The sequence below is a fragment of the Nonomuraea aridisoli genome (genome assembly GCF_003236395.1).
Lineage (GTDB): Bacteria > Actinomycetota > Actinomycetes > Streptosporangiales > Streptosporangiaceae > Nonomuraea > Nonomuraea aridisoli.
Map to the genome: position 1 here is coordinate 1 of NZ_POUD01000341.1, position 8,838 is coordinate 8,838.

Consider the following 8,838-nt stretch of genomic DNA (forward strand, 5'->3'; position numbering starts at 1 on the left):
GGCCACCGCCGTCGCGGGCTCACCTCTACCGGGCCTGACACCTCCGGACCCCGCCTGCGGGCCGCGGACCAGCACCATGCTCGCGGCCCCGACCCCCCGGGACTCCCCGGCCGCCCGGCTGGCATCGGAACTGGGGGGCCGGATGGCGTCGGAGGCGGACGGCCGGGTGGCGTCGGCGCCGGCCGCCCGGCACGGGCTCGGGGGACCGCGGCCGTCCGCCCGGAAGGTGGGCGAGGGGGCGCTGGTGCCGCATCCGGCGGCGGCGCGGGTCAGGCGGGTGAGCCGGGCGGTGGCGGGCGCGGCGGTGACCGCCGGAGCGGCCGGGGTCGCGTCGTGGACGCTCCCGTGGCAGGACGCGCGGGTGTGGGTGTGGCTGGTCCCGCCCGTGGCGCTGGCGGCGGGGCTGTGGGCGGCCGTGGCGAGCGCGGCGAGCCTCGGTCACGGGCTGGGCGTCCGTCACCTCGTGACCCGCCGCGGCGCCGTGGTCCGCCGTACGGTGGCGCTGGAGCGCCGGGGCATCTCCGGCTGGACGTTCACGGAGTCGTACTTCCAGCGCCGCTCCGGGTTGCTGACGGTCAGCGCGACGACGGCGGCGGGGCGCGGCCACTACGAGGTGGTGGACGTGGACCGCGGCGACGGCCTCGACCTGGCCGCGCAGGCGGTCCCGGGGCTGCTCGACCCGTTCCTGATCCGCCGGGAGCGCTGAGCTCTCCGCCGGGCCCTCGACAGCACTGAGCCGCGTGATCCCCCTCTGCTTGCCCATGCCCCTGTACTGGACAAACCCGATCGCGCGGCTCAGCTGCTTACGGACATAACCGTATTTGGGGCACTTGCAGAGCGGTTGCAGCTCCATTAACCGCCGGCGACCACGGTGATCGGGCCGCGCTACGAAGGCATGGCATCGCCGGTGTCCGGCCTGACCGCCATGACGGCGGTCAGGCCGGACACCCGAGCCCTTCAGCTGCCGGTCGTCTGGGCGTTCAGGACTCTCATGTACGCCGACGCCAGGCTGTGCGCGCCCTCCATGGCCTCCTTCTCGGTCATGAGCTCGACCTCGGGCGAGTTGGTCGCCTCTCCCTCGGGCCGCTGGTGGCCGCTGTAGTCCACCTGGACGACGATCGCGCCCTTGCGCATGACGATGCTGCCGCTGGAGGCGGAGACCTCTCCCTGCCTGATCTGCGTGAACTGCCGGTACGCCTGGTCGCCCAGCCCGTCCACCTCGGTCAGCTTGCCCCAGGTGATGCGGCCGATCGAGGACTCGGCGGTGTTCTTGGCACTGCCGAACTGACCGACGTAGAACGCCCTGGCCGCGGGCTCGTCGATCGCTCCCGCGCGGTTGGTGAACCGGTGCACGGTGACCAGCGCGCTGCGGATCTTCGTGATGCCGGCGCCGCCCGACAGCTCCCGGTTGAGCCAGCGGCACTCGGTCTGGTTGTCGTTCCCGACGACGTTGCCGCGTGCCCGGGTGGTGGGCTCGGGCACGAGGCGGGTGGCCGTCTCCGACATGGCCGCGCATTCGGCCGGGAACGACGCCAGCACGGTCGGCGAGGGCGTCGCCCGCGGGGTCGGCGAGGTGGTCGCGCTCGGGGTCGCCTCCGGCTTGGCCAGCACGTTCGGGTGTTCCGCCTGCCAGTCGGCCACGCCCTTGGCGAAGTGTTCGACCAGGCCGCTCACCTCGCGGATCGCGTTCTCCTCGGTGATCGCCTGGGTGGTCTCGTTGGACAGGATCTCGGCGTCCTTGCGCTGCTGGCTCGCCTGGAACTTGACCTCCATCGTCATGTCGCCCACCCGGGCGTACGCCGTGCCGTAGGCGTACCAGAGCATGTCGTCGCGGCGCCAGGTGTACTGGGCGAACGCGCCGTCGCCGACGCCCGGGATGTCCTTGACCTGGGAGATCTGCTGCTTCTCGTCGGGTTCGAGCGACGGCTTGGCGGTGGCGCCGTACCGGGCGCCGCTGTAGTCGATCTCGTACGAGCTCTGCGCCATCGCCCGGCCGGTCTTCGCGCCGTCGCCCTTGTGCTGCGAGATCCTGACGTCGATCTCCCGGTCGCGCCAGAACTCGCCGAACGAGATGCGGCGGTTCACCCAGTTGCAGGAGAAGTCGACCGTGTTCTCGTTCTCACGCGACGACTTCGAGACGGTCGCGTCGGGCACCAGGCGGTCGGCCTCGTCCTTCGGCAGCATGGCGCACACGTCGGGCACCGTCACCGGGGTCACCGCCGACCCTGCGGGGGCGGGATCCTCGCCGGCCGCCGGAGGCGCGTCGGAGCGGGCGTCGCCGCCCGACAGGAGATAGGCCCCCACGCCGGTGGCCGCGATCAGCACGACGAACAACGCCGCCAGCGACGGCAGTAACCAGGTGGGCCGCGTCTTGGGGGCGTCCGTCTGCCCGGTCATGGGCATGCGCAGCGTTTGCGGCGGGTTCGGGGGCGCGTGGTGCTGGACGGGCGGCTGCCCGTACTGCGGGCCCTGGGGCGACATGCCGGGCCCCGTCCCTGGCGGCCCGCCGGGCGGCATCCCCGGCGGCCCGCCCGGCGGCATGCCGGGTGACCCGCCGGGCGGCGCCTGCTGCGGCCACCCGGGCGGCACGTTCTGCGGCCCGCTCGGCGGGATGTTCTGCGGGATGTTCCGCGGCCCGCCCATGGGCATGCTCCAAGGCCCGTGCGGCGGCGTGCCCTGCGGCCCGCTCGGCGGCACGTGGTGAGGCCCGCCGGGCGGCATCGGCGGCGGCCCACCAGGGGGCACGTCGTGGGGCATCTGCTGCGGCCCGCCGGGGTGCATGGCGTGCGGCGGCTTCTGCGGCCCGCTCGGCGGCATGGTCCCAGGAACGATCGGCGGCGTTCTCGGCGGCGTGTTCTGCGGCACGTCCGGCGGCACGCGGGGCGGCAGGTTCGGCGGCCCGAACGGCGCGCCCGGCCCCTGCGGAGGCGTGGTGGGCTGCTCGTATTCGCTACCGGGGTTCACGGGGACTCCTGGGGTTGCCGTGACATCGGGGGGACATGCTGGTCAGGACCCTTGCGAAGTGGTTGCAACGGTCATTTCGCCAGGGCCGCGGAGACCAGGCGCGCGGCGGCGATGGCCGTCTCCTCGTCCGCCTCGGCCTTGACGGGCACGTCCTCACGATGCCAGATCACTTCGCCCAGCAGATTACTCGTTCGGAAAAGCACTGTGCTGTCTGATTTGCCGGACTCAGTGGACGCCATGTAGAACGCGAAGCTGTTCTGCACGACCGCCGCGTCGCCGATGCCGGGCACGTCCCGGAGGGTTCCGTACGCCTGGCGCATCCCCGCTCCCTCGGCCGCGGCACGCGTGCTGCGCTCGCTGGCGAAGCGGCGCTCGGCCATCTGGGGCCCGGCCAGTTCGCTGGTGGGAAGCTCGGCCCAGACCCGCACGATGACGCGGTCGTCCCGCCCCATGCGGCCGGAGACGGCCCACTCGCACTCGCCCGCGCGGGTGGCGGACCGCCGTGGGGCGGCGTCCGTGAGCCGGGCGACCTGGGCGTCGGTCAGCAGGCCGCACGGGTCGGGGGCGGTCGCGTAACGGCCGGGCTCCTTCGTCCGCTCGCCCAGGGCGCCGGTGGCGTACAAGCCGCCCGCGGCCAGCGCCACGACGGCGGCGAGCACCGCAGGCAGCCGCCACCGGCGCCGGGGAGGCGTCCGGTGGGCGCGGGGCGCGGTGGCGGGGTCGGCCAGCCGGGTGAGCACCTGACGGATCTGGACCGCGGTGGGCCGGACCGCCGGGTCCTTGGCCAGCATGGCCATCAGCAGGCCGCCCAGCTCGCGCCCGGCCCGCGACGGGAACGGCGGCTCGTGCAGCAGCACCGCCGCCGCGACCGCGGCGGGCAGCGCCCGTTCGAACGGCCCCCGCCCCTCGACCGCCGTGTAGAGGCTGGCGCCGAGCGACCACAGGTCGCTGCCCGGCCCCGAGGGCTGCTCGTTGAGCCGCTCGGGCGCCATGTAGCCGGGCGAGCCGGCGCTGCCGTAGCGGTCGCCCCGCCCGTTCATGGGCGCGGCGATGCCGAAGTCGGTGAGCATGGCCGAGCCGTCGGCGTCGAGCAGGATGTTGCCCGGCTTGACGTCCTGGTGCAGGATGCCGTGCGCGTGGGCGACCTCGAGCGCCGACAGCACGCGTAACCCGATCGTGGCCACGAAGGCGGGCGGGAGCGGCCCCTGCTCCTTGATCACCTTGTCGAGGGAACGGCCGCTGACGAGGTCCATGATGATCCACGGCTGGCCGCCCTCGAGGACGACGTCGTGCACGAGCACGATCGCGGGGTCGCGCAGACGCCCGGCCGACCTGGCCTCGTGGATGGCCCGGTCGGCGAACTCGGCGTGCTCGCGCGGGCTCATGCCGTCAGGAACGCGCACCTGCTTGACCGCGACCTGGCGGTCGAGGATCTCGTCGATGGCCCGCCACACCGTGCCGGCGCCGCCCTGGCCGAGCCGCTCGATCAGGCGGTAGCGGCCGGCCAGGAGATAGAGCTCACCCTGCATCGCGCAACGCCCGCTCGCTCGCCCGCGCGGCCCTCAGCGCCGCCTGCTTGACGTCCTCGTCGGTCGGCCGGTTGGTGAGCGTGGTGTACTCGATGTTCACCACGAGGTTGGCCACCCGGTAGAAGACGTGGGCGGAGTGCACCCGGCCCGTGGGCCCCGTCAGCTCGTACCCGAACGCCTCCTCGCCGAGCCCCTGGATGTCGCGGATCGGCGTGCGCTTGGCCTTCTGGCTCGTGGTCACGCCGATCTCGGGCCACGTCCAGTCGAGGTCGTCGTAGCGGCCCCAGTAGCGCTTCTGGTTCTCGAAGAGCGCACGGGCCGTGACGGGGGTCATCGACCACGGGTCGACGGTGTCGGAGTCCTTCTGCACCTGGATGCCGATGCCGGTATTGCGCATCGGCCACTCGCACGTGGGGCCCACCTCGTCGGCGCCGGGCCGGGCCTTGGGCGGTCTCTGCGTCTTCAGGATCCCGCCCACCTCCGCGGAGCTGATCAGCGTGCAGACGTCCATGGGCACCGTATAGGCCTCGGGTGTGCCGCCGCTCTCGCGCAGCAGGAGGAAGCCCCCCGCGCCGAGCACGACGGCCGCCGCCGTCGCCACCGCGACCCAGAGCACGGCCCGGCCGCGCCGCCTGACGCGGCGCGGGGCGGTGGGCGCCTGGCCGGCCGGCAGCGGCGGCAGCGGCCCGCCCGCGGCCACCTGCCGGAGCGCGTCGATGACCACGCGCGCCTCGGGACGGGCCGCCGGGTGGGGCGCCATCATGGCGGCGACCAGCGGCCCGAGCGGGCCCGGCACGACAGGCACCGGCTGCGTCAGCGTGGCGCGCACCCGTTCGGCCGCCGAGCCGTCGTAGGCGGGCCGGCCGGTCAGCGCGACGTGCAGCGTGGCGCCGAGCGACCACAGGTCGCCGGCCGGGCCCCCGGGCTGGCCCTCGAGCCGCTCGGGCGCGATGAACCCGGGCGAGCCGATCATCATGCCCTGCTCGGTGATGGTGGCCTGGCCCTCCTGCCGCGCGATGCCGAAGTCGGTGAGGACGACCCGGCCGCTCTCGGTCAGGAACACGTTGGCCGGCTTGACGTCGCGGTGCTGCATGCCCTGCCGGTGGGCCTCGGTCAGCGCCTCCAGCACGTCGGCGCCGACCTTCGCCGCGTACGCGGGCGGCATGGGGCCGTACTCGCGCACGGTGTCGGCGAGCGTACGGCCGCGCAGCAGCTCCATGACCAGCCACGGACGGTCCTGCTCGACGACGACGTCGTGCAGCGCCACGATGCCGGGGTGGCGCAGCCGCGCGGTGGCCTGCGCCTCGCGCACGGCCCTGGTCACCGAGTCGGCCCGCTCCTTGGGCGCCATGCCCTCGGGCAGCGTGAGCTCCTTGACCGCGACGTCGCGATCGAGCATCTCGTCCCGTGCCAGCCACACCTTTCCCATGCCGCCCGCCCCAAGGGGGCGAATCAGGGAATAGCGACCGGCGAGTCTTCCCGCCGACATAAAGGGAAGGGTAACTAAGGATCAAGAGGGGTGGTTACTCGTTCCTGTCGGTGGGCCTCTCTATGGTCTTGGTTCGTGGAACCGGTTCAAGGCACTCTCGACGAGCTCGGCACGCCGCTGAGCGAGGTCACGTTCGTCGTGTTCGACCTCGAGACGACCGGCGGCGCCCCCGCCGAAGACGCGATCACCGAGATCGGCGCGGTCAAGGTGCGGGCGGGCGAGGTGCTCGGCGAGTTCTCCACGCTGGTCGATCCCGGCGGGCCGATCCCGCCGTTCATCTCCGTGCTGACGGGCATCACCGACGCCATGGTCATGGCCGCGCCGAAGATCGAGTCGGTGCTGCCGAGCTTCCTCGAGTTCATCCGCGGCGCCACGCTGGTGGCCCACAACGCCGGTTTCGACACCCGTTTCGTCAAGGCCGCCTGCGCCGCGCTCGGCTATCCGCCGCCGTCCAACCCGGTCGTCGACACCGTCGACCTGGCCCGGCGGGTGCTGACCCGCGACGAGACCCCCAACGCCAAGCTCGCCACCCTGGCGCGCTTCTTCCGCAGCCCCGTCGAGCCGTGCCACCGCGCCCTGCAGGACGCCAGGGCCACCGTCGACGTGCTCCACGGGCTGATCGAGCGGGCGGGGTCGTTCCAGGTCCACACGCTCGAAGAGCTCAAGTCGTTCGTCCGCGCCCCCACGCCCGAGCAGCAGCGCAAGCGTCACCTGGCCGAGTCCGTGCCGCACGCCCCCGGCGTCTACATGTTCGAGGACGCCCGCGGCGAGGTCCTCTACATCGGCAAGAGCACCAACCTGCGCAACCGCGTGCGCTCCTACTTCACCGCCGGCGAGACCCGCCCGCGCATCCGCGAGATGATCGGCATCGCCGAGCGGGTGCGCCACATCGTCTGCTCGACCGCGCTGGAGGCCGAGGTCAGGGAGCTGCGCCTGATCGGCGGGGCCAAGCCGCGCTACAACCGCCGCTCCCGCTTCCCCGAGAAGATGCTCTGGCTCAAGCTCACCACCGACGTCTTCCCCCGCCTGTCGATCGTCCGCGAGCTCAAGGACGACGGCGCCACCTACCTCGGCCCGTTCTCCAGCGCCCGGCTGGCCGACGAGGCCCGCATCGCCCTGCACGAGGCCGTCCCGCTGCGTCAGTGCACGCAGCCGATCACGCTGCGCACCCGGCGCGCGGCCTGCGTGCTGCACGAGATGGGCCGCTGCGGCGCGCCCTGCGAGGGCAAGCAGACGCCGGAGGAATACGCGATCCACGTCGAGAGCGCCCGCCGCGCCATGACGCTCGACGCCTCCCCCGTCTTCTCCGCCGTCTCGGCGCGCATGGAGCGGCTGTCGGTGGAGCAGCGCTACGAGGAGGCGTCCGTCGACCGCGACAGGCTCGCCGCCTTCGTCCGTACGGCGGCCCGCATGCAGCGCCTCAGCTCGATCACCCGCATCCCGGAGCTGGTGGCCGCCAGCCCGGCGTTCGGCGGCGGCTGGGACATCCACGTCGTCCGCTACGGCCGGCTGGCGGCGGCCGGGGTGATGCCGAAGGGCGTCCACCCGACGCCGTTCGTGGCCTCGCTGAAGGCCGCCGCGGAGGCGGTGATCCCCGGCCCCGGCCCTGTGCACGCCGCGAGCGCCGAGGAGACCGAGTGCATCCTGCGCTGGCTGGAGTCCCCCGGGGTGCGCCTGGTGGAGGTCGACGGCGAGTGGTCGCTGCCCGCCCGCGGAGCGGCCCGCCACAAGGCCCGCATCGACCTCGCCTACCAGCTCCCCGACCGGCAGCACAGGCGAGAGGGACGACCTTTGGGGTGAAACGATAGAGTTGGTTCATGGTCACGGCTATCGTCCACATCAACGCAGAGGTAGACCGGATCCCGGAGGTCGCCCAGACGATCGCCGAGATCGAGGGGGTCAGCGAGGTCTACTCCATCACCGGCGAGTACGACCTGCTGGCCATGGTCAGGGTGGCCGCGTACGAGGAGATCGCCGAGGTGATCCCGGGGCGGATCAACAAGGTGCCCGGCGTGCTGCACACGGAGACGCACATCGCCTTCCGCACCTACTCCCGGCACGACCTCGAGTCCGCCTTCTCCATCGGCTTCCCCGAAGCCGACTGACGGCGCCTCCTCGACCCGGCCCCGCACCCAGCCTCAGACCCGCAAGCCTCAGGCCCGCGCCCTGAGGCCCGCACGCACTCCCCCTGCGCCCGAAGCCTTCCGCACGCCGACACAGCCCGGGCACACGTGCATCCACCCATCACGAACGTGCACGCGCCCACCACGAAGGCGCACGAGGCCAGCACGAAGGTGCACGAAGCCACCACGATCGTGCGCGAGCCCATCCTCGGTGACATAACCGCACACCCCCGCCCGGCTGGCTGGCTGACGCCCCGCACGAGGGTCCGGCCCCAGCCCGAGACCCGCATGAGAGTGAGTCCGGGCCAGGGCGCCGCCCGCCGGGCTGCCCGCTCGTCCGCTCCGCGCGCAACCTGACGATGTGTCCCGCCGCCACAGGGATCGCCGGCACCAGCGCGATGGACAGGGCCACGGTCACCGACTCCCACGAGACCCGGGTGACGATCGCGCCGGCGGGCACGGACAACCCCGCCACGACGGCCGAGACACGGCCCGTACAGCCCACCCTGTACAGGGCGATCACCATGGCGCTGACCGGCGCGTCGTACTCCGGCGGCTGGGCACCCACCACGTAGAGAACCGCGACCGACCCCGTCACGTCAACCGGGTACCGCCGGCGCAACGGCATCAGAGCCGCACCTGCCAACGCCGGCAACACCACTTTGCCGGTGAGCCCCCACGATGTCATGCCGAGCTCACACCCCAGCACCACCGCGACATCCCCATCCATGGG

General features: G+C 73.0%; 7 protein-coding genes. 4 read left to right on the forward strand and 3 right to left on the reverse strand.

The window, feature by feature from the left end; all coding sequences use genetic code 11:
- On the forward strand, positions 1–706 hold a 706-nt coding region (locus C1J01_RS43005), incomplete at its 5' end, for a PH domain-containing protein (RefSeq protein WP_220040400.1).
- Between the two features lie 251 nt (positions 707–957).
- On the opposite strand, the gene C1J01_RS43010 is transcribed toward C1J01_RS43005, so the two are convergent.
- The 3 genes from C1J01_RS43010 to C1J01_RS43025 form a co-directional block, all read right to left on the reverse strand.
- Positions 958–2,964: a hypothetical protein gene (locus tag C1J01_RS43010; protein WP_181449280.1), complete on the reverse strand. Its 2,007-nt coding sequence runs from the start codon at positions 2,962–2,964 to the stop codon at positions 958–960.
- Between the two features lie 71 nt (positions 2,965–3,035).
- Positions 3,036–4,493: a serine/threonine-protein kinase gene (locus C1J01_RS43020; protein WP_111184798.1), complete on the reverse strand. Its 1,458-nt coding sequence runs from the start codon at positions 4,491–4,493 to the stop codon at positions 3,036–3,038.
- The gene (locus C1J01_RS43025; protein WP_111184799.1) at positions 4,483–5,982 is read right to left on the reverse strand and encodes a serine/threonine-protein kinase; all 1,500 of its coding nucleotides are present in this window, start codon (positions 5,980–5,982) and stop codon (positions 4,483–4,485) included. Before C1J01_RS43025 ends, C1J01_RS43020 begins: the two co-directional genes overlap by 11 nt.
- Before the next feature lie 75 nt (positions 5,983–6,057).
- On the opposite strand from C1J01_RS43025, the gene C1J01_RS43030 reads away from it, so the two are divergent.
- The 3 genes from C1J01_RS43030 (at position 6,058) to C1J01_RS50595 (ending at position 8,680) form a co-directional block, all read left to right on the forward strand.
- Positions 6,058–7,782: a DEDD exonuclease domain-containing protein gene (locus C1J01_RS43030; protein ID WP_111184800.1), complete on the forward strand. Its 1,725-nt coding sequence runs from the start codon at positions 6,058–6,060 to the stop codon at positions 7,780–7,782.
- A gap of 17 nt (positions 7,783–7,799) precedes the next feature.
- Complete coding sequence (locus C1J01_RS43035; protein WP_111184801.1) at positions 7,800–8,087, forward strand: Lrp/AsnC family transcriptional regulator; 288 nt, start codon at positions 7,800–7,802, stop codon at positions 8,085–8,087.
- A gap of 416 nt (positions 8,088–8,503) precedes the next feature.
- Positions 8,504–8,680, forward strand: a complete 177-nt coding sequence (locus C1J01_RS50595) for a hypothetical protein (protein WP_181449282.1) — start codon at positions 8,504–8,506, stop codon at positions 8,678–8,680.
- Positions 8,681–8,838: the final 158 nt, after the last annotated feature.